Origin of the sequence: Bradyrhizobium sp. 4, from assembly GCF_023100905.1 — a bacterium.
Lineage (GTDB): Bacteria > Pseudomonadota > Alphaproteobacteria > Rhizobiales > Xanthobacteraceae > Bradyrhizobium.
The window spans coordinates 1,871,591-1,891,227 of sequence record NZ_CP064686.1; the positions used below are offsets into that span (position 1 = coordinate 1,871,591).

At 63.9% G+C, this 19,637-nt stretch carries 19 protein-coding genes; 11 read left to right on the plus strand and 8 right to left on the minus strand.

Going from position 1 to position 19,637, the window contains the following annotated elements; all coding sequences use genetic code 11:
- Position 1 precedes the first annotated feature (1 nt).
- Positions 2-427, minus strand: a complete 426-nt coding sequence (locus IVB45_RS08545) for a type II toxin-antitoxin system VapC family toxin (RefSeq protein WP_247357058.1) — start codon at positions 425-427, stop codon at positions 2-4.
- Positions 424-705 (minus strand): type II toxin-antitoxin system Phd/YefM family antitoxin, encoded by a 282-nt coding sequence (locus IVB45_RS08550; RefSeq protein WP_247357256.1) that lies wholly within the window; start codon positions 703-705, stop codon positions 424-426. Before IVB45_RS08550 ends, IVB45_RS08545 begins: the two co-directional genes overlap by 4 nt.
- A 231-nt stretch (positions 706-936) precedes the next feature.
- On the opposite strand from IVB45_RS08550, the gene glpD reads away from it, so the two are divergent.
- From glpD to IVB45_RS08585, 7 genes are all read left to right on the plus strand, one after another.
- Positions 937-2,487 carry a glycerol-3-phosphate dehydrogenase gene (gene glpD, locus IVB45_RS08555; protein WP_247357057.1) on the plus strand — a complete coding sequence of 517 codons (1,551 nt, stop codon included), beginning with the start codon at positions 937-939 and terminating at the stop codon, positions 2,485-2,487.
- Complete coding sequence (locus tag IVB45_RS08560; RefSeq protein WP_247357056.1) at positions 2,484-3,623, plus strand: ABC transporter ATP-binding protein; 1,140 nt, start codon at positions 2,484-2,486, stop codon at positions 3,621-3,623. Before glpD ends, IVB45_RS08560 begins: the two co-directional genes overlap by 4 nt.
- 12 nt (positions 3,624-3,635) lie before the next feature.
- The gene (locus IVB45_RS08565) at positions 3,636-4,721 is read left to right on the plus strand and encodes an ABC transporter ATP-binding protein (RefSeq protein ID WP_027568538.1); all 1,086 of its coding nucleotides are present in this window, start codon (positions 3,636-3,638) and stop codon (positions 4,719-4,721) included.
- The gene (locus IVB45_RS08570) at positions 4,721-5,623 is read left to right on the plus strand and encodes a sugar ABC transporter permease (RefSeq protein ID WP_007595151.1); all 903 of its coding nucleotides are present in this window, start codon (positions 4,721-4,723) and stop codon (positions 5,621-5,623) included. Before IVB45_RS08565 ends, IVB45_RS08570 begins: the two co-directional genes overlap by 1 nt.
- Complete coding sequence (locus IVB45_RS08575; protein WP_247357055.1) at positions 5,623-6,429, plus strand: carbohydrate ABC transporter permease; 807 nt, start codon at positions 5,623-5,625, stop codon at positions 6,427-6,429. The genes IVB45_RS08570 and IVB45_RS08575 overlap by 1 nt, the downstream gene beginning before the upstream one ends.
- Before the next feature lie 67 nt (positions 6,430-6,496).
- Complete coding sequence (locus IVB45_RS08580; protein WP_027568539.1) at positions 6,497-6,826, plus strand: DUF2160 domain-containing protein; 330 nt, start codon at positions 6,497-6,499, stop codon at positions 6,824-6,826.
- Between the two features lie 127 nt (positions 6,827-6,953).
- Complete coding sequence (locus IVB45_RS08585; RefSeq protein ID WP_035962951.1) at positions 6,954-8,696, plus strand: ABC transporter substrate-binding protein; 1,743 nt, start codon at positions 6,954-6,956, stop codon at positions 8,694-8,696.
- Positions 8,697-8,883: 187 nt separating this feature from the next.
- On the opposite strand, the gene IVB45_RS08590 is transcribed toward IVB45_RS08585, so the two are convergent.
- The 3 genes from IVB45_RS08590 to IVB45_RS08600 form a co-directional block, all read right to left on the minus strand.
- Positions 8,884-9,984, minus strand: a complete 1,101-nt coding sequence (locus IVB45_RS08590; RefSeq protein ID WP_247357054.1) for an alkene reductase — start codon at positions 9,982-9,984, stop codon at positions 8,884-8,886.
- A 183-nt stretch (positions 9,985-10,167) separates the two neighbouring features.
- Positions 10,168-10,671 (minus strand): DUF1993 domain-containing protein, encoded by a 504-nt coding sequence (locus IVB45_RS08595; RefSeq protein ID WP_247357053.1) that lies wholly within the window; start codon positions 10,669-10,671, stop codon positions 10,168-10,170.
- 265 nt (positions 10,672-10,936) lie between these two features.
- Positions 10,937-12,238 (minus strand): lytic murein transglycosylase, encoded by a 1,302-nt coding sequence (locus IVB45_RS08600; protein WP_247357052.1) that lies wholly within the window; start codon positions 12,236-12,238, stop codon positions 10,937-10,939.
- 186 nt (positions 12,239-12,424) lie between these two features.
- Here IVB45_RS08600 and htpX point away from each other — a divergent pair, with 186 nt between their 5' ends.
- Together htpX and IVB45_RS08610 are read left to right on the plus strand one after the other, a co-directional pair.
- Entirely contained in the window at positions 12,425-13,357 is a 933-nt protein-coding gene (gene htpX, locus IVB45_RS08605) for a zinc metalloprotease HtpX (protein ID WP_247357051.1), read from the plus strand.
- Between the two features lie 134 nt (positions 13,358-13,491).
- Complete coding sequence (locus IVB45_RS08610) at positions 13,492-14,133, plus strand: tetratricopeptide repeat protein (protein ID WP_247357050.1); 642 nt, start codon at positions 13,492-13,494, stop codon at positions 14,131-14,133.
- A gap of 194 nt (positions 14,134-14,327) precedes the next feature.
- Here the strand turns inward: IVB45_RS08610 and IVB45_RS08615 are convergent, their stop codons facing one another.
- Positions 14,328-14,669 (minus strand): hypothetical protein, encoded by a 342-nt coding sequence (locus IVB45_RS08615; protein WP_027568547.1) that lies wholly within the window; start codon positions 14,667-14,669, stop codon positions 14,328-14,330.
- Between the two features lie 163 nt (positions 14,670-14,832).
- Positions 14,833-15,639, minus strand: a complete 807-nt coding sequence (locus tag IVB45_RS08620) for a hypothetical protein (RefSeq protein ID WP_247291315.1) — start codon at positions 15,637-15,639, stop codon at positions 14,833-14,835.
- A gap of 229 nt (positions 15,640-15,868) precedes the next feature.
- Here IVB45_RS08620 and IVB45_RS08625 point away from each other — a divergent pair, with 229 nt between their 5' ends.
- Positions 15,869-16,162, plus strand: a complete 294-nt coding sequence (locus IVB45_RS08625) for an antibiotic biosynthesis monooxygenase (protein WP_007607017.1) — start codon at positions 15,869-15,871, stop codon at positions 16,160-16,162.
- A 139-nt stretch (positions 16,163-16,301) separates the two neighbouring features.
- Here the strand turns inward: IVB45_RS08625 and IVB45_RS08630 are convergent, their stop codons facing one another.
- Positions 16,302-17,747 (minus strand): short-chain fatty acyl-CoA regulator family protein, encoded by a 1,446-nt coding sequence (locus IVB45_RS08630; RefSeq protein ID WP_247357049.1) that lies wholly within the window; start codon positions 17,745-17,747, stop codon positions 16,302-16,304.
- Positions 17,748-17,977: 230 nt separating this feature from the next.
- Here IVB45_RS08630 and IVB45_RS08635 point away from each other — a divergent pair, with 230 nt between their 5' ends.
- Entirely contained in the window at positions 17,978-19,609 is a 1,632-nt protein-coding gene (locus tag IVB45_RS08635; protein WP_247291313.1) for an isocitrate lyase, read from the plus strand.
- Positions 19,610-19,637 lie beyond the last annotated feature (28 nt).

The window sequence follows — 19,637 nt, forward strand, 5'->3', positions numbered from 1 at the left end:
ACTATGGGTTGTCCCACGGGTTCAGCAGCGGGACGCCGAACACCGCGAAATCCGTCACATTGCGCGTGACGAGCATGAGGTTGTTCGCGAGAGCGGTCGCGGCAAAGAAGCCGTCCATGACAGACAATGCGACGCCGCTTCTGCGGCTCTGAGCCATCAGGTCACCCCAGCGTTCGGCCACCGCGTGGTCGATCGACAGGGTACGCCCGGCAAAACGCTCCGGCAGATCGTGGGCAAGCCAGGCGGCCAGTGCTGCGCGCCGACGGCCGTCCTCCAGCAATGCGATGCCGCGGCGAAGCTCGGCGATCGATGCCACGCTGATGAACGCACGATCCTCGTCGATCGTATCAAGCCATGACAGGACTTTCGGCGAAGGGGCCGGCCTCTGGACCTCCGACAACACGTTGGTGTCGAGCAGTAGATTCACGGCAGCTCGTCGTGCGGCGCGTCGTGCACGCGTTCAAGCTCGAGGTCGGCGCTGCGCAGCGGCGAAGCCAGCAGGAATTCGGCCAAGGTACCTTTACGTGCCGTCTTGCGCGCCCATTCCTCGGCAGAAACGATCACCGCATTGGGCTTGCCGTGTCGGGTGATGATTTGCGGGCCGGCTTGAGCACGGTCGATCACCTCGGATAGCCGGGCCTTGGCGTTGGCAAGCGTCCACGAGTCGGTCGCAGGTGACTCTGGTGCAGTGCTGTTATCTGTCATGCCGATAATGACCAATATGACTATCGTAACTAATAATGGCCTTCGACGACTATTCAAGAGCAATAATGCTGTTCGAATGCTCTCTTGAACTGACCATTTCCACGTCCATGTGCCCGCTTAGAAGTTCCGCTTTCATTTCCTTCCTCCTCTCTTTCATCTTGCTTTCGTTTTCCGGTATGATCTAATCAAAAGCGAAAGTAACCGCTCGATTGAACGGGCGGTCGCCGGGGGATGCGTCTGTTGGAGCGTATTTTCGACCTCGCCATTATCGGAGGCGGTGTTAACGGCTGCGGCATCGCGCGCGACGCGGTGGGCCGTGGCAACACGGTTTTCCTGTGCGAAATGAACGATCTGGCGAGCGGGACGTCGTCCTGGTCGACCAAGCTGGTGCATGGCGGCCTGCGCTATCTCGAATATTACGAGTTCCGGCTGGTCCGCGAGGCGCTGATCGAGCGCGAGATTCTCTGGGGCATCGCGCCCCATATCATTCGCCCCCTGCGTTTCGTTTTGCCGCACCATGCGGGCCTGCGGCCGGCCTGGCTGCTGCGCCTCGGCCTCTTCCTCTATGACCACATCGGCGGCCGTCATTTGTTGCCGGCGACGCGCTCGGTCGACCTTGGGCGTGACGAGGTCGGCCGCCCGCTGATCCCGAACCGCTACGGTCGCGCATTCGAATATTCCGACTGCTTCGTCGACGACGCCCGCCTCGTCGTGCTCAACGCGCGCGATGCCGCCGATAAGGGCGCCGAGATCCGTACCCGTACGCGCGCAACGGATATCAAACAGTCCGACGGCATCTGGACCGTCAGCATGATCGACACGCTGACCGGCGCGCGTTCGTCGATCCAGGCCCGTGCGCTGGTCAATGCCGGCGGTCCCTGGGTCGAGGATGTGCTCGGCCGCGGCGCCGGCGTCAACGCCAGAGCCAAGGTGCGCCTGGTGCAGGGCTCGCACATCGTGGTCAAGAAGCTCTACGACCACGACCGCGCCTACATGTTCCAGAATGCCGACGGCCGCATCATCTTCGTCATTCCCTATCAGGACGATTTCACGCTGATCGGCACCACCGATCGCGACTATGACGGCGATCCGGCCAAGGTGAAGGCGACGGCCGAGGAGATCCAGTATCTCTGCACGGCGGCAAGCGAATATCTGGCCAAGCCCGTCACGCCCGATGACGTGGTCTGGACCTATTCCGGCGTGCGTCCGCTCTACGACGACGGCGCCAGCGAAGCCAAGGCCGCGACGCGCGACTATGTGTTCGAGCTCGACACGCCCGGCGGCGTGCCGCTGCTGTCGATCTATGGCGGCAAGATCACGACCTACCGCCGTCTCGCGGAGGAGGCGCTGGAGCGGCTCGCGCCCTATCTTCGCAGTGCGAAAGCGCGCGAAGGCTGGACCGGCAAATGGCCGCTGCCCGGCGGCGACATGGGCGTGTCCGATGTCGACGGCCTGATCGCCGAGCTCCAGCGCGGCTATCCCTTCCTCAGCCACGAGCATGCGCGGCGCCTCGCGCGCGCCTACGGCACGAGGGCGACCAAGCTGCTTGGGGATGCGAAATCGGTGGCCGATCTCGGCCAGGCGTTCGGTGCGACGCTGACCGAGCGCGAGGTTCGCTATCTCATGGCCAACGAATGGGCCGTCACCGCCGAAGATATCGTCTGGCGCCGTTCCAAGCTCGGCCTGCGACTAAGTGCCGACGAGATCGCGGCGCTCGACGACTGGATCAGGACCCACGCCGTGCAGCAAAGTCCCCTGCTGGAAGCGGGAGGACGCTCATGACCGTGACACTCGATCACGTGACCCGGACTGTCGACGGGATCCCGCACATCCGCGACGTCTCGCTGACGCTCGAGAGCGGCACGCTCAACGTGCTGCTCGGGCCGACGCTGTCGGGCAAGACCTCGATCATGCGGCTGCTCGCAGGCCTGGACAAGCCGACATCGGGCAAGCTGCTGGTCAATGGCAAGGACGTCACCGGTGTCGACGTGCGCCAGCGCTCGGTCGCCATGGTCTATCAGCAGTTCATCAATTATCCTTCGCTCACGGTCTACGAGAACATCGCCTCGCCTTTGCGCGTGCAGGGCAAGCCGCGCGCCGAGATCGAGGCGCGCGTCGCGGAAGCCGCCCGGCTGCTCAGGCTCGAGCCGTTCCTGAAGCGCACGCCGCTCCAGCTTTCCGGCGGCCAGCAGCAGCGAACTGCGATGGCGCGCGCGCTGGTGAAGGGCGCCGACCTCGTGCTGCTCGACGAGCCGCTCGCCAATCTCGACTACAAGCTGCGCGAGGAGCTACGCACCGAGCTGCCGCGCATCTTCGAGGCATCCGGCGCGATCTTCGTCTATGCCACCACCGAGCCGACCGAGGCGCTGCTGCTTGGCGGCAACACGGTGTGCATGTGGCAGGGAGAGGCGCTCCAGATCGGCGAGACGCCGAAGGTCTACCGCCGCCCGCAGACCTTGCGCGTCGCGCAGGTGTTCTCCGATCCGCCGCTCAACCTCGTCGGCATCGAGAAGAAGAACGGTTCCGTGCAATATGCGGGCGGCATTGCCGCGCCGGCGTCCGGTCTCTATGCCTCGCTCGCGGACGGCGCCTATCGCGTCGGATTTCGCGCCCATCAGCTCGCACTTGCCAATGGCGAGACTGACCGCCACGCCTTCCATGCCACGGTAACGGTGACAGAGATCACCGGTTCGGAGAGTTTCGTGCATCTGACCCGCGACGGATCGAATTGGGTGGCGGTGCTGCACGGCGTGCACGAGTTCGAGCCCGGCCAGACCATTGATGCCGTGCTCGATCCCAACGACGTTTTCGTGTTCGACGCTGGCGACCGGCTGGTCGCGGCACCCGGTCCCATAGCGTTTTCAAGCGAAGTGCCGAGCGGTTCGCGTGAAGAAAACGCGTCAAAGAAAAAAGCCTGAGGGGGATGCGACATGGCCCGCATTGACCTCGTCGATCTCGCGCACTCCTACGGCGGCAATGATGCGCCGCAGGACAGTTTTGCGCTGAAGCCCGTCACCATGACTTGGCGGCAGGGCGGAGCCTATGCGCTTCTTGGGCCGTCCGGCTGCGGCAAGACCACGCTGCTCAACGTCATCTCCGGCATTATCACGCCGTCGCGAGGCAAAATCCTGTTCGACGGCGAGGACATCACACCGCTGTCAACCCAGAAGCGCAACATCGCCCAGGTGTTCCAGTTTCCGGTGATCTACGACACCATGACTGTGGGGCAGAATTTGGCGTTCCCTCTGAAGAACCGCGGCGTGCCGAAGGCCGAGATCGACAAGCGCGTCGCCGAGATCGGCCGCCTGCTCGACCTCGAGCCCTATCTGAACCGCAAGGCGACGCGGCTCACGGCCGATGCCAAGCAGAAGATCTCGCTCGGCCGCGGCCTCGTCCGCTCCGACGTCGCCGCCGTGCTGTTCGACGAGCCGCTCACCGTGATCGACCCCGAACTGAAATGGCAGCTCCGCTCCAAGCTGAAGGCGCTGCATCGCGAGCTCGACCTGACGATGATCTACGTCACCCACGACCAGACCGAGGCGCTGACCTTCGCCGACACCGTGGTGGTCATGCATGACGGCCGCGTGGTGCAGAGCGGCACGCCGGCCGAGCTGTTCGACAAGCCGGCGCACACCTTCGTCGGCTATTTCATCGGCTCGCCCGGCATGAACATTCTGCCGGCCGAGGTGAGGGGCCGTGAGGCCAGGATCGGCGGTCACGTGATCGCGCTCAACCGCAGCTACGACAAGCTGCCCGATGGCGCGAAGATCGAGATCGGCGTCCGTCCGGAATTCGTTGAGGCCGTCGCGCCTGCGCCCGGCCTGCTCAGTGCGAAGATCGAACGCGTCGACGACCTCGGCCGCATTCGCTTCGCGCGTGCGCGGCTCGGTGATGCAAAACTCGCGGCCCGCGCACCGGCCGGCTTCACCAGCCCGGACGGCACGGCCGGCCTGAAATTCGATCCGTCGCACGTCCACGTCTATGCCGACAGCCTTCTGGTGGAGGGAGCCGCCTGATGGACAAGACCGTCAACCAAAAAGCCTGGTTCCTGGTGCTGCCGGTGTTCCTGGTCGTCGCCTTCTCGGCAGTGCTGCCGCTGATGACGGTGGTGAACTATTCGATGCAGGACACCTTCGGCAACAACCAGTTCTTCTGGAACGGTGTCGGCTGGTTCAAGGAGTTGCTCGATCCTTCGACCGACCTCGGCGGCCGCTTCCTGGCTTCGCTCGGCCGCAATCTGTTCTTCTCGCTGGTGATCCTCGCGATCGAGGTGCCGCTCGGCATCGTCGTCGCGCTGTCGATGCCGCGCCAGGGCTGGACGGTTGCAGCCTGCCTCGTCATCCTCGCGCTGCCGTTGCTGATCCCGTGGAACGTGGTCGGCACGATCTGGCAGATCTTCGGCCGGCCCGACATCGGCCTGCTCGGTTATGTCCTCAATGCCATCGGCATCGACTACAATTACGTCTCCAACGACATCGACGCCTGGGTCACCGTCATCGTGATGGACGTCTGGCACTGGACCAGCCTGGTCGCGCTGCTCTGCTACGCCGGCCTGAAGTCGATTCCCGAAGCCTATTACCAGGCGGCGCAGATCGACGGCGCCTCGCGCTGGGCGGTGTTCAAGGCGATCCAGCTGCCGAAGATGAACCGCGTGCTGCTGATCGCGGTGCTGCTGCGCTTCATGGACAGTTTCATGATCTACACCGAGCCGTTCGTGGTGACGGGCGGCGGGCCCGGCAACTCGACGACCTTCGTGTCGATCGAGCTGGTCAAGATCGCGCTCGGCCAGTTCGACCTCGGCAAGGCCGCCGCGCTGTCGCTGGTCTACAATCTCATCATCCTGATCGTCTGCTGGATCTTCTACACCGTCATGACCAATGCCGGCGCCGACCGGAAATCGCATGAAGGAGCCGTGTGATGCATTCGATCCCCGGCCGTCGTCTCATCATGACGCTGTTTTTGATCTTCCTGCTGTTGCCGATCTACTGGCTCGTCAACATGAGCTTCAAGACCAACGCCGAGATCGTCTCGACGATGACGCTGTGGCCGCACGCCCCGACGCTCCAGCACTACAAGCGCATCTTCACCGACGAGAGCTGGTATTCCGGCTATATCAACTCGCTGGAATATGTCGTCCTCAACACCATCATCTCGATCTCGGTGGCGCTGCCGGCGGCCTACGCGTTTTCGCGCTACCGCTTCCTCGGCGACAAGCATCTGTTCTTCTGGCTGCTGTCGAACCGCATGGCGCCGGCCGCGGTTTATGCACTGCCGTTCTTCAACCTCTATTCGGCGATCGGGCTGTTCGATACGCCCTGGGCGGTCGCGCTCGCGCACTGCATCTTCAACGTCCCGCTGGCGGTGTGGATCCTGGAAGGCTTCGTCTCCGGCGTGCCGCGCGAGATCGACGAGACCGCTTTCCTCGACGGCTATTCCTTCCCGCGCTTCTTCATCAGGATCCTGGTGCCGTTGATTGCGAGCGGCATCGGCGTCGCCGCCTTCTTCTGCTTCATGTTCTCCTGGGTCGAGCTGCTGCTCGCGCGCACGCTGACCTCGGTCTCGGCCAAGCCGATCGCGGCGATCATGACGCGCACGGTGTCGGCCGCGGGCATGGACTGGGGCCTGCTGGCTGCGGCCGGCGTGCTGACGATCATCCCGGGCGCACTCGTGATCTGGTTCGTCCGCAATTACATCGCGAGCGGTTTCGCGCTCGGTCGGGTCTAGGAGATGCGCATGATCCCGAAAAGTGGAAACCGGTTTTCGGACCAGATCATGCGCAAGGAGTAAGAGCATGGAAGCTATTGCATGGATGGCCTGGACGCCGCCGACGGCAATCTTCTTTGTTGCGCTCGCCTGCACGCTCGCCGTGATGACTTGGCTTGGGGTGGCCTATCCCGAAGCCGAGCGCGTCGGCGTGCTGCGCATCCCCACCACGCGCGGCGACCGCCTGTTCATCTCCCTCATCACGGCAGCGGTCATCCACTTGCTGTGGATCGCCTTCGCCGGCACCGACGCCCTCGCCACGCTGCCGATCGGCGAGGACGGACTTGAAATTTCGCGGCTTTGGATCGCATCAGGAATTTCGCTGGCCACGGCCGTACTCATTTTCCGCACGGTCTAGCCCGCGAAGGAACGGCCAGATCCGGGACCAGCCCGGGCCTGTAAAAAGTTTGTCGCTGCAACGGAGGACTAACATGCGGCAGTTTAGGAGAAGGGAACGTCCATTGACCAAGAATAGCTTTCTGACGATGTCCAGCGTCGCCGCCATCGTCGCGGTGTCGCTGGCCGTCTCGGCGCCGGTGCGCGCCGCCGACGACGCCGCGATCCAGAAGTGGATCGCGGAATTCCAGCCCTCGACGCTGTCGAAGGAAGACCAGAAGAAGGAGCTGGAGTGGTTCGCCAAGGCCGCCGAGCCCTTCAAGGGCATGGAGATCAACGTGGTCTCCGAAACCATCACGACCCACGAATACGAGTCGCAGACGCTGGCCAAGGCGTTCTCCGAGCTCACCGGCATCAAGCTCAAGCACGACATCATCCAGGAAGGTGATGTCGTCGAGAAGCTGCAGACCCAGATGCAGTCCGGCAAGAACGTGTACGACGGCTGGATCAACGATTCCGACCTGATCGGCACGCATTTCCGCTACGGCCAGACCATCGCGCTGTCGGACTACATGACCGGCGAGGGCAAGGACGTCACCGACCCCATGCTCGACGTCAACGACTTCATCGGCAAGTCATTCGGCACGGCGCCGGACGGCAAGCTCTATCAGCTGCCCGACCAGCAGTTCGCGAACCTCTACTGGTTCCGCTACGACTGGTTCACCAACGCCGACTACAAGGCCAAGTTCAAGGCCAAGTATGGCTACGAGCTCGGCGTGCCCGTGAACTGGTCGGCCTATGAAGACATCGCCGAGTTCTTCACCAACGACATCAAGGAGATCAACGGCGTCAAGGTCTATGGCCATATGGACTATGGCAAGAAGGACCCGTCGCTCGGCTGGCGTTTCACCGACGCCTGGCTGTCGATGGCCGGTAACGGCGACAAGGGCATTCCGAACGGTCTGCCGGTCGACGAATGGGGCATCCGCATGGAAGGCTGCCGTCCGGTCGGCTCCTCGGTCGAGCGTGGTGGCGACACCAACGGTCCGGCCGCGGTCTACTCGATCACCAAGTACCTCGAGTGGATGAAGAAGTATGCTCCGCCGCAGGCGCAGGGCATGACCTTCTCCGAGTCGGGTCCGGTGCCGGCGCAGGGCAACATCGCCCAGCAGATGTTCTGGTACACCGCCTTCACCGCAGACATGGTGAAGCCGGGCATCGCCGTGATGAACGCGGACGGTACGCCGAAGTGGCGTATGGCCCCCTCGCCGCACGGTTCGTACTGGAAGGAAGGCATGAAGCTCGGCTATCAGGACGCCGGCTCGGTGACGCTGCTGAAGTCGACCCCGGCGGATCGCCGCAAGGCGGCCTGGCTCTACCTCCAGTTCATCGTCTCCAAGACGGTTTCGCTGAAGAAGAGCCATGTCGGTCTCACGTTCATCCGTGAATCCGACATCTGGGACAAGTCGTTCACGGAGCGTGCGCCGAAGCTCGGCGGCCTGATCGAGTTCTACCGCTCGCCCGCGCGCGTGCAGTGGACCCCGACCGGCAACAACGTGCCCGACTATCCGAAGCTGGCGCAGCTGTGGTGGCAGAACATCGGCGATGCGTCGTCCGGTGCGAAGACGCCGCAAGCCGCGATGGACTCGCTCGCCGCTGCTCAGGACTCCGTGATGGAGCGTCTGGAGAAGTCCGGCGTGCAGGGCGCCTGCGGTCCGAAGCTGCACAAGAAGGAGACGGCCGAGTACTGGTTCGCCAAGGCCCAGAAGGACGGCACGATTGCTCCCCAGCGCAAGCTCGCCAACGAGAAGCCGAAGGGCGAGACGGTCGACTACGACACCCTGATCAAGTCGTGGCCGGCCCAGCCCCCGAAGCGCGCTTCGCTGCAGTAAGGCACATCAACATAACGACGAAAGGCCGGGAGCAATCCCGGCCTTTTTTCTTTTTATTGTCGTGGATTTTGCTTCCACCGTCATTGCGAGCGAAGCGAAGCAATCCAGAGTCTTTCCACGGACGTAGTCTGGATTGCTTCGTCGCTTCGCTCCTCGCAATGACGGAGGATAGAGCGACGACGACGCCTTACTCCGCCGGTTCGGCCGCCAGCGCCGGGTAGTCCGTGTATCCCTTCGCGCCGCCGCCGTAGAAGGTATTCTTGTCCCAGTCGTTCAGCGTCGCGCCCGTCTTCAGCCGCTCGACGAGATCGGGGTTGGAGATGAAAGGCTTGCCGAAGGCGATGAGATCGGCCGCGTTGGCGTCCAGCACCTTGGTGGCGAGATCGAAATCATAGCCGTTGTTGGCGATGTAGGCGCCGGGGAAGCGCTTGCGCAGGCCCGCATAGTCGAATGGCGCGATGTCGCGCGGACCGCCGGTGGCGCCTTCGACGACGTGGAGATAGACGAGCTTCAGCGCGGCGAGACCGTCGACGATATGGTTGTAGAGGGCTTGCGGGTTCGACTCCGAAATGTCGTTGGCCGGCGTCACGGGCGAGATGCGGATGCCGGTGCGCTCGGCGCCGGCCTCGGCGACGACAGCCTTGGAGACTTCCAGCATCAGCCGCGCGCGGTTCTCGAGCGAGCCGCCATAGGCGTCGGTCCGCTTGTTGGTGCCGTCCTTGGCGAACTGCTCGAGCAGATAGCCGTTGGCGCCGTGGATCTCGACGCCGTCGAAGCCGGCCTCGAGCGCGTTCTTCGTGGCGCGCTTGAAATCGTCGATGATCCCTGGAATTTCGGAGAGTTCGAGCGCACGGGGCTCGGAGACGTCGGCGAAGCCGCCGTTGACGAAAGTCTTGCCCTTGGCGCGGATTGCGCTCGGCGCCACCGGGGCTGCGCCATTGGCCTGAAGGTCGACATGCGAGATGCGGCCGACATGCCAGAGCTGGATGAAGATCTTGCCGCCGCGCTGGTGCACCTGATCGGTGACCTTGCGCCAGCCGGCAACCTGCTCCTTGGAGTAGATGCCGGGCGTGTCCTGGTAGCCCTGGCCCTGCTGCGAGACCTGGCTCGCTTCGGTGATCAGAAGGCCCGCGGAAGCGCGCTGGCCGTAATAGTCCGCCGCAAGCGGACTCGGTACGAACGTGCCGGGCGCGGCGCGGTTGCGCGTCAGCGGCGCCATCACCAGGCGGTTGGCCAGCGTGATCGGGCCGAGCTTGTGGGTCTCAAACAATTTGGTCGAACGGCTCATGAGAATGCTTCCAGGCGGTGAGAGATCCGGAACACTTGTGCATCGCGGCAATCAGCGCAAGGGAGGAGCCATACGGAAACTGCAGGCGAGATGCGCAGCGGAGCCTCGCAGCATAAAGCATGTGCAATTTCAGCCGCGGCAGCAGATTCGATCTCCCGCCGCGGCCGCCTGAATAATCGGGTACTAGTTCGCGCCGAGGAAATCGCGCTTGCCGATCTCGACGCCGGCGTGGCGCAGAAGGCCGTGGGCGGTCGCGGCGTGGAAATAGAAGTTCGGCAGCGAGAACGCGCTCAGGAATTGCTGGCCCTTCATGGTGATGGACTTGTCGGGGCCGGCCGGGAAGGTGACGTCCTTGGTGTCGGCGCCCTCGAACTGCTCGGGCTTGAACGATTTCACGTAATCGATGGTCTTCGCCAGGCGCTGCTTCAGCTCCGCAAAGCTGGTCTCGGTGTCTGCTGTGGAGGGCACTTCGCTATGGGTCAGCCGCGCGCAACCTTTGGCTGCGAAATCGCTGACCAGCTGGATCTGCTTCGAAAGCGGCAGCATGTCCGGAAACAGCCGGGAGCCGAGCAGGACGCTCGGATCGACCTTCTTGGCCGCACAATGCGCCTCGGCTTTCGTGAGCAGGCCGGTGAGGCTGTTCAGCATTTGCAAATAGGCGGGAACGACGGCGTCGTGGAAGGACATGTGATGCTCGCTCTTGTGGTGGGAATCTCAGGAGAAACCTGAGCCACTCACATGGGAACCTCATGGAAAAATACAATTGCAAAAGCGGCTTGTGCAGTGCGAAAATTCTACCGAGCGGGCTTGTGGTGCTGTCGGCGCCATACCTCGCTGTCATCGTCCGGCTTGACCGGACGATCCAGTACTCCGGGGCAGCTGTGATTGAATGGATAGGCCGCGGCGTACTGGATGCCCCGCTTTCGCGGGGGCATGACAGCGATTCGAGTGCTTAGCGGATCGTGGCCGCCGGCTGCGCCTGCGCCGTGCCACCGCGCATCCGGGCCAAAAGCTCCGCGGTCGGCCAGGAATCGGCCGGCAGACCGTATTTGATCTGCATCGCCTTCACTGCGGCGCGGCTCTGCTGGCCCAGCACACCGTCCACCTTGCCGACGTTGAAGCCGGCCTGAACCAGAAGCTGCTGCAATTGCTTGAGCTCGTTGAACGGCAGTTGCGCGACCGGTGTGGACGGCTTTCGCATCGGAGCCGCGCCCGCAATCCGGGTGGCGAGATAACCTGCGGTGGTCGAATAGATCAGCGAGTTATTCCACTCGGTATAGGCCGCGAAATTCGGGTACGCCATGAAGGCCGGCCCGTTCCGACCCATCGGCAGCAGCACCGACGCGGCAAGATTGTCGGTCGGCAGCGGCCTCCCGTCGGGATAGGTCACCCCGAGCTGCGCCCATTTCGAGCGCGGCAGCTGCACCGTGAGGTCGGTCTGATCCCAGGGCAGGTTTTGCGGCACCTTGATCTCCTCCAGCCACGGCTCGCCGCGCCGCCACTTCAATCCGTTGGCGATGTAGTTCGCGGTCGAGCCGATCACGTCGTCCTCGCTGCGGAGGAGATCGCGACGTCCGTCGCCGTCGTAGTCGACGGCATAGTTGACGTAATGCACGGGCAGGAACTGGGTCTGTCCGAGCTCGCCGGCCCAGGAGCCGACCATCTCGTCGGGATGCAAATCGCCGCGGTCGATGATCTTCAGCGCGGCGATGGTCTCGTTCACGAACATCTCCGAGCGGCGGCAATCATAGGCCAGCGACACCAGCGACTTCAGCGTCGGCAAATTGCCCATGTTGACGCCGAAGTCGCTCTCCAGTCCCCAGAACGCGGCGATCACCGCCGGCGGCACGCCGTATTCTTTCTCCGCGCGCGCGAACGCGGCCGCATGTTGCTTGATGTGCTGCTGGCCGTTCTGCATGCGATAGGGCGCCGCCATGCGGCCGGCAAATTCGGTGAAGAGCTGGCCGAACACGCGCTGGCCGCGGTCGCGATTGACGATGCCCTGGTCGTAGACGAGGTAAGGCGAGGCCGCCGCGATCGTCCGCTGCGACACGCCGGCGGCGACGGCCTGCTGTTTCACGTCGGCCAGGAAGCGATCGAAGTTCGCCCCGTTGTGGCACGACGCCGCGCGCGGCGACGGCGCGGTGGCCCTGGCGGCCGCCGGCTTTGCGGGTGGCGGAGCGAACTGGGCAGAGGCGGGAAGGGCGAGCGTGAGCAGGGCGGCGGCCGCGATCGCAAATCGGGTCTGGAGCATGAGGTTTCCGCAAGGGGAGGAGACGCTTGGATTCTTGGCCAAGCTTAATGGAACGATTGACTTCAAACCAGTGCCGCGGCTCCGCGACGCACCCGGAAACCTTGCGGGCGGGCCGGGGTCATCCCTACCTCATGCTTGCCGGCCCGCAATCCCTCCAGCGGCCACGGCCGGCCTCGGGAGACGGCCATGAACTATCTGCGTACCGCAATGCTGCTCGCAGGCCTCACCGCTCTGTTCATGGGGGTTGGCTATCTGATCGGCGGTGCCGGCGGCGCCATGATTGCGCTCGTCATTGCCGCGGCGACCAATCTCTTCACCTACTGGAACTCCGACCGGATGGTGCTGTCCATGTATGGCGCCCATGAGGTCGACCGCGGCAGCGCGCCGGAGCTGGTCGGGCTCGTGGCCGAGCTTGCGGGCCGCGCCCGCTTGCCGATGCCGCGCGTGTTCCTGATGGACGAGCCGCAGCCCAACGCCTTTGCCACCGGGCGCAATCCGGAGAATGCCGCGGTCGCGGTCACCACCGGGTTGATGCGCCAGCTCAGCCGCGAGGAGCTCGCCGGCGTGATCGCGCACGAGCTTGCCCATATCAAACACCACGACACGCTGCTGATGACCGTTACCGCGACCATTGCGGGTGCGATCTCGATGCTGGCGCAGTTCGGCATGTTCTTCGGAGGCAACCGCGACAACAATGGTCCGGGCATCGTCGGTTCGATCCTGATGATGATCCTCGCCCCGATCGGCGCCATGCTGGTGCAGATGGCGATCAGTCGCACGCGCGAATACGCCGCGGACAATCTCGGCGCACGCATCGCCGGTCAGCCGATGTGGCTGGCATCGGCGCTGGTGAAGATCGAAGGCGCTGCGCATCAGGTCCCGAATGTCGAGGCGGAGCGAAATCCCGCCACCGCGCACATGTTCATCATCAACCCGCTGTCGGGCCACGGCGTCGACAATCTGTTCGCCACCCATCCCTCGACGCAGAATCGCATCGCGGCGCTTCAGCAGCTCGCAGCCGAGCTTGGCGCGCAGGCGTCGCCGTCGGTCGGCGCCAATGAGAACTATCCGCCGCGGAGCCCGTGGGGCCGCTCGTCCTCGCGCGGGCCTTGGGGCTGACGCAGCAGCGGCTCTAATTTGCGCGCTTTGTGACCTGTCGCACACAGGACGGTCCCGGCCGGTGTTAACACCCTGCCGTGACAGTTTCTGCGAAAGGGGATGCGTGGCCGGCCCTCCGCCTGCCACCGTCGAAGATGACCAAAGCTGCAGTACCATTATTGATTGTCGTGGGCGTGCTGATTGGCCTCTCCACGCACACCGTCGTCAATTGCGGAGACGAGGACGAGCCCGACATCTGTTCGGCGGTGATCGGCTTCTCGCCGCTGCGCGGCTCGCTGATCGCTTTCGCCTATGAGGGGCGCGGACGGATCGCGCTGCGCCACGGCGATTGGCGGCGGGCGATCGCGGATTTCGACGAGGCCATCCACCTCAATCCCAACCGCGCCTCGCTCTATCGCGATCGGGCGCTGGCGCGCCGGCAGAATGGCGATCTCGAACTTGCCATCGAGGATTACGACGAGGCGATCGCGCATGATCCCAGGCACGCCGCGCCCTATCACCAGCGCGGTCTCGCGCTCGCGGCCGCCGGCGATCTCGATCGCGCGATTCTGAGCTACAACACCGCGGTCCGCCTCGACCCGTCGGATGCACAGCCTCGGCTCGACCGCGGCCTCGCCTTCCTCGCCCGCGGCCAGGCAAATGAGGCGCGCGCCGATTTCGAGGCCGCGCTGGCGCTGCCCGCCGGCAAGGATGCCCGTACCCGCGATGCAGCGCGCGCAAAACTCGCCGAACTGGCGAGCGCCGAGCCGACCCGGCTCGCCGCGCCATTGCGGTAGAGATATCTAGAGCTGCGTGCGCCGCTGCAACCCTCTCCCCTTGTGGGAGAGGGTGGCTCGCAGCGAAGCGGCGAGACGGGTGAGGGGTATCTCTCCGCGCGTGAGCCTGCTGCAGTTGAATTCGCGGAAACAACCCCTCATCCGGCGCTTCGCGCCACCTTCTCCCGCAAGGGGAGAAGGAAGAAAGTGCGCGCCTACTTCTTGGCTTTGGCCTTCTTCGCCTTCTTCACCGGCTTCTCCTTGGCGGGCTTCTTCTCCACTTTCACCGCGACCGGTGTGCTGGCGGCAATCCGCATCGACCGCGCGTAGCTGTCGGCGACGTTGTCGGCGGACATCTGCAGGCGCTTGGCGGCGGCGATGGCCTGCTCCATGGTGGCCTTGGCCATCATCTTGAAGCGGTCGCCGGTCTCCTTGCTCTTGGCCTTGGCCGCAAGGCCGTTGAATCGATCCCGCCGCTCCTTGGCGCGGGACATCAGGCCCGTATGCAGCTGTCTGGCCAGTTGCCGGATCACGACATCCAGGTCGGCGTCCGCCATGTTGTTCTATCCTCTTCGAAAACAATATCGATGCGGGCGGACTATGCAGATCGGGCCCCGCCTTGGCAATTCCCGGCCGCGCGTCATCCGCAGCTTCCGGTGACCAAAACAAAAAAGCCGCGCTACGCGCGCGGCTCTCTGGCTTGGTTTGGCGTTTTTTGCCTTACTTCAGCGAGGCGACCGGGCCGCTTGTCGCTGCCGGATCGGGGTCGAAGCCGAACACGCCCACCAGATATTTGTAATAGTCCGGCAGCTTCTCCTTGAGCGCCTCGCGCGACTTGGGGTCGTGGAATTCGCTCTTCCCGGCCAGGAAGATGCTGGCGGTCACGGCAAAGAATTCCATGTGATTCTTCAGCGCGTAGGATTCCTTGGGCAGGAGATCCTTGGACTTGGCGTAGGCGTAATAGCCGATCACGCCCTTGTTGGCGTAGCCGTCCGGCAACAGCCGCGCGTGGTAGGCGTGCAGGAGCTCGTGCAGCAGCACGGCTTCCTTTTCGTACCGCATCATGTCCGGCCGCAGCATGATCACGCCGAGGCCGGAATCGACCGCGAGGTCGACGGCGTTCGGATTGCTCCAACGCTGCTTGTTGGGGTCCCAGACCGTCAGCGTGCGGGGAGCGGTGCGCTGGATGTCGGGCGTGACCCGGCCGTAGCATGCGGTCGCGGCGCCCTCGTCGAGGCAGGCGAGCTCGCTGGCGATGATCGGGACGGTGCGGAAGAAGCGCAGCACGCGCGGCGAAAGGCCGGCAGCCTCGACCACGTCGATCTGGCTCTTCACATTGTCGGTGAGCTTGTCGACATCCTTGCGGTCGGAATTCTCCGACAGGTCGAACATGTAGCCGCGGTAGCTCTGGAAGCCCGGCGGCAACGCCTGCGCTGCGCCGGCGGACGCATCCAGCGGTCCGGCATGGGACGGATTGGCAAAGAGCGCGCCGACAATGGTCGCGGTCAGCAGCAACGCAATGCGCATGATGAACCCCCTGATGTCACTTCACGCGGCACGATAAGCCGCCGTTGTTTGCGAAAAGTGAGTGGGGCGAGACTAAGGCAGCGATGTTGAGGCGTGCTTAATCGATCGTTGCGGATCGCGGAACTGAATTAGCGCCGGGTTAACCAAGCGTGGATTGCCCGCGCGCTTCGGCGTAGCATGCGGTCCGGGCACCAAGCCCTCAAATCAGATAGCCGGAAGGGAGGATGCCATGTATGCCGCCATCCGTCAGGCCAAGGCAAAAAGCGGGAGCGCCGAAGAGCTGGCGCGCCGTATCAAGGAAGGCGCCGTTCCGATCATCAGCGACGTCGACGGCTTCCGCGCCTATTACGTCGTCTATGCCGGCGACGACACGGTCACGGCGATTTCGATCTTCGACAAGTTCGAGCAGGCGGAGGAGGCGAACCGGCGTGCGATCGCCTGGATCGAGAAGGATCTCGGCGCGTTGCTTGCAGGCGACGCCCGCGCCGCCGCCGGGCCGGTGATCGTGCATACGCTGGCGTAGGGATTGGGTGCAGCCGCGCATTCAACTGTCATCGCCCGGCTTGACCGGGCGATCCAGTACTCCGAGACGGCAGGGATTGAACCGATAAGCCGCGGCGTACTGGATGCCCCGCCTTCGCGGGGCATGACAGCGGTGTGCTTTACAACTCCCTTGCATTCGAAAACGCAAACGAGCTCACCCGCCGCGTCGTCTCGTCCAGGATCAGCGTGCGCGTGATCGGCGGCTCGGCGCGCTGAGCGCAGTTTTCGCGCTCGCAGAGACGGCAGTTGACGCCGATCGGCGTGCCCTCCGTTTTCTCCAGATCGATGCCGGCAGCGTAGACGAGGCGCGCGGCGTGACGGATCTCGCAGCCGAGGCCGATGGCGAAGCGCGGCTGCGGCAGCGGGTGCGGCGCGACGGGGCGGCGCACCATCTGCGCGATCGAGAAATAGCGCGTGCCGTCGGAGAGCTCGATCACCTGCTTCAGCAGGCGGTCAGGCGTGTCGAAGGTCGAGTGCACGTTCCACAACGGACAAGTGCCGCCGAATTTCGAGAACGGGAACGTGCCCGATGAAAATCGCTTCGAGACGTTGCCGGCATTGTCGACACGAAGCAGGAAGAACGGGATGCCGCGCGCGTTCGGCCGCTGCAGGGTGGTGAGCCGATGGCAGACCTGCTCGAAACCGGAATTGAAGCGCTGCGCCAGCAGATGGATGTCGTAATTCAACGCTTCCGCCGCAGCCAGGAAAGCCGGGTAGGGCATCATCACCGCGGCCGCGAAATAGTTGCCGAGCGTGATGCGGAACAGGCGGCGCGGTGTGTCGTCGAGCGGGCCGGCGCGGCCGATGATGGTCTCCAGATGCTGCGCGCATTCAATGAGGCCGAGCTGGAAGGCGAGCTGGAACGCGCGGCCGGGCGGGTCGACCAGTTCGGAGATCAGGAGTTGGCGGCGGTGGCGGTCGAAGCGCCTCAGCGTCTCGCGCATCACGTCCACCGGCATGATGCGGGTCTGGATCGAATGCTTTTCGCGCAGCCGCGCCGCCAGCGCCGCATAAAGCTCTTCGGCCGGCACGTTCAGCTCGTCGCGCAGAGTCTCCGCGGCCTGCTCGAGTTCCGGAAAGTAGTTGCGGTTGGCCTCGATCAGCTCGCGGACGCGCTCGACCGGATTGGCCTCATAGCGGGTGCCGACGTCGCGGTCGGCCATTTGTGCCGCGGCCAGCGTCTCGCCCTGGCGGGCCTCGGTGTAGGCGGCATAGAGCCGTTGCAGCGCATGGGTGACGCCGGGGCAAAGCTCCGCGAGATCGCGTAATTCCTGCTTGGGAACGTCGATCTGGCGGAACAGCGGGTCGGAGAAGATCTCGTTGAGTTCGGCGAAAAAGCGGTCCTCGTCGGCGCTCGCGAGGTCGCGCAGGTCGAGGTCGTAGGTTTCGGCCAGCCGCAGCAGGATCTGGGCGGTCACCGGACGCTGGTTACGCTCGATCAGATTGACATAGCTCGGCGAGATCCCGAGCCCCTCGGCGATCTGGGTCTGCGACAGCCCCAGTTGCTGCCGGATCCGCCGGAAGCGCGGGCCGACGAAGAGCTTCTTGCTGGAACCGGCGGGCATTCTCAGGTCTCCGGAGGGGCATCAAAGGGCAGGCTTGCTGACCTAATTAATTTACAAGATTTACAAAGTAACATCTATTACAATTACCTATGTTACATGACATCACCATTCAAATACAAGCCTACTGTACGAGCTGTGCTTTCTCGCGTTTAGCTTCTGACGCGCATCTCGCAATGCATTGTCAAGAATGTCGATGGCTGGTGGCCATCGTCAGCGAAAGGATCAGGCACATGAATTACCAGCCCCGTGGCATCAGCACCCTCCAGGCCCCCGCCTCGTACCAGAGTGAGGTCGAGGCGGCCCGGTCGCTCCTGGAGACCCAGCCGACCTGGAACGGGGTGTCGGCCGAGGCCGTCGCCCGCATGCGCCTGCAGAATCGCTTCAAGACCGGCCTGGATATCGCCCGCTATACTGCGGCGCTGATGCGAGCCGACATGGCCGCCTACGACGGCGATCCCACCAAGTACACGCAGTCGCTGGGCTGCTGGCACGGCTTCATCGCCCAGCAGAAGCTGATCTCGGTCAAGAAGCACTTTGGCAAGACCGATCGCACCTATTTGTACCTGTCCGGCTGGATGATCGCGGCGCTGCGCTCCGAGTTCGGCCCGCTGCCGGACCAGTCGATGCACGAGAAGACCTCGGTGCCGGCGCTGATCGAAGAGCTCTACACCTTCCTGCGTCAGGCCGACTCGCGCGAGCTGAACGACATCTTCCGCAACCTCGATAAGGCCCGCAAGGAAGGCGACAAGACCCGAGAGAAGGAGTTGATCGAGAAGATCGACAACTTCCAGACCCATGTCGTGCCTGTCATCGCCGACATCGACGCCGGCTTCGGCAATGCGGAGGCGACCTATCTGCTCGCCAAGAAGATGATCGAGGCGGGTGCCTGCGCGCTCCAGATCGAGAACCAGGTTTCGGACGAGAAGCAGTGCGGCCATCAGGACGGCAAGGTCACCGTGCCGCACGAGGTGTTCCTGGCCAAGATCCGGGCCTGCCGCCACGCCTTCCTCGAACTCGGCGTCGAAGACGGCGTCGTCGTGACCCGCACCGACTCGCTCGGTGCCGGCCTGACCCAGCAGATCGCGGTCAGCCACAAGCCCGGCGACCTCGGCGACCAGTACAACAGCTTCCTGGATTGCGAGGAAGTGACGGCGGAGAACGCCCGCAACGGCGACGTCATCATCAACCGCAACGGCAAGATGATGCGTCCGAAGCGGCTGCCCTCCAATCTCTATCAGTTCCGCCCGGGCACCGGCGAAGACCGCTGCGTCCTCGACAGCATCACCTCGCTGCAGAACGGCGCCGACCTGCTCTGGATCGAAACCGAGAAGCCGCATATCGAGCAGATCGCCAAGATGGTCGACCGGATCCGCAAGGTGGTTCCGAACGCGAAGCTGGCCTATAACAACTCGCCCTCGTTCAACTGGACGCTCAACTTCCGTTGGCAGGTCTACGACGCGATGAAGGAAGCGGGCCAGGACGTCAGCAAGTACAATCGCGCCGAGCTGATGAAGGTGGAATACGACGATACGCCGCTGGCGAAGGAAGCCGACGAGCGCATCCGTACCTTCCAGGCGGATTCGGCCAAGCGTGCCGGCATCTTCCACCACCTGATCACGTTGCCGACCTATCACACGGCGGCGCTCTCGACCGACAATCTGGCGAAGGAATATTTCGGCGACCAGGGCATGCTCGGCTATGTCAAGAACGTCCAGCGCGCCGAGATCCGTCAGGGTATCGCCTGCGCCAAGCACCAGAACATGGCCGGCTCCGACATCGGCGACGACCACAAGGAATACTTCGCCGGCGAGGCTGCCCTGAAGGCGGGCGGCGCCCATAACACGATGAACCAGTTCGGCTAACGCATCACGCTAATCGACAGGAGACTGA

Coding starts and splice junctions, on each gene's coding strand:
- IVB45_RS08630 (WP_247357049.1), bottom strand. CDS start 17,747: ATGCCCGCCGGTTCCAGCAAGAAGCTCTTCGTCGGCCCGCGCTTCCGG.
- IVB45_RS08615 (WP_027568547.1), bottom strand. CDS start 14,669: ATGGCGGACGCCGACCTGGATGTCGTGATCCGGCAACTGGCCAGACAG.
- IVB45_RS08560 (WP_247357056.1), top strand. CDS start 2,484: ATGACCGTGACACTCGATCACGTGACCCGGACTGTCGACGGGATCCCG.
- IVB45_RS08585 (WP_035962951.1), top strand. CDS start 6,954: ATGTCCAGCGTCGCCGCCATCGTCGCGGTGTCGCTGGCCGTCTCGGCG.
- IVB45_RS08570 (WP_007595151.1), top strand. CDS start 4,721: ATGGACAAGACCGTCAACCAAAAAGCCTGGTTCCTGGTGCTGCCGGTG.
- IVB45_RS08625 (WP_007607017.1), top strand. CDS start 15,869: ATGTATGCCGCCATCCGTCAGGCCAAGGCAAAAAGCGGGAGCGCCGAA.
- IVB45_RS08595 (WP_247357053.1), bottom strand. CDS start 10,671: ATGTCCTTCCACGACGCCGTCGTTCCCGCCTATTTGCAAATGCTGAAC.
- IVB45_RS08600 (WP_247357052.1), bottom strand. CDS start 12,238: ATGCTCCAGACCCGATTTGCGATCGCGGCCGCCGCCCTGCTCACGCTC.
- htpX (WP_247357051.1), top strand. CDS start 12,425: ATGAACTATCTGCGTACCGCAATGCTGCTCGCAGGCCTCACCGCTCTG.
- IVB45_RS08610 (WP_247357050.1), top strand. CDS start 13,492: ATGACCAAAGCTGCAGTACCATTATTGATTGTCGTGGGCGTGCTGATT.
- IVB45_RS08590 (WP_247357054.1), bottom strand. CDS start 9,984: ATGAGCCGTTCGACCAAATTGTTTGAGACCCACAAGCTCGGCCCGATC.
- IVB45_RS08635 (WP_247291313.1), top strand. CDS start 17,978: ATGAATTACCAGCCCCGTGGCATCAGCACCCTCCAGGCCCCCGCCTCG.
- IVB45_RS08565 (WP_027568538.1), top strand. CDS start 3,636: ATGGCCCGCATTGACCTCGTCGATCTCGCGCACTCCTACGGCGGCAAT.
- IVB45_RS08575 (WP_247357055.1), top strand. CDS start 5,623: ATGCATTCGATCCCCGGCCGTCGTCTCATCATGACGCTGTTTTTGATC.
- IVB45_RS08550 (WP_247357256.1), bottom strand. CDS start 705: ATGACAGATAACAGCACTGCACCAGAGTCACCTGCGACCGACTCGTGG.
- IVB45_RS08620 (WP_247291315.1), bottom strand. CDS start 15,639: ATGCGCATTGCGTTGCTGCTGACCGCGACCATTGTCGGCGCGCTCTTT.
- IVB45_RS08580 (WP_027568539.1), top strand. CDS start 6,497: ATGGAAGCTATTGCATGGATGGCCTGGACGCCGCCGACGGCAATCTTC.
- glpD (WP_247357057.1), top strand. CDS start 937: ATGCGTCTGTTGGAGCGTATTTTCGACCTCGCCATTATCGGAGGCGGT.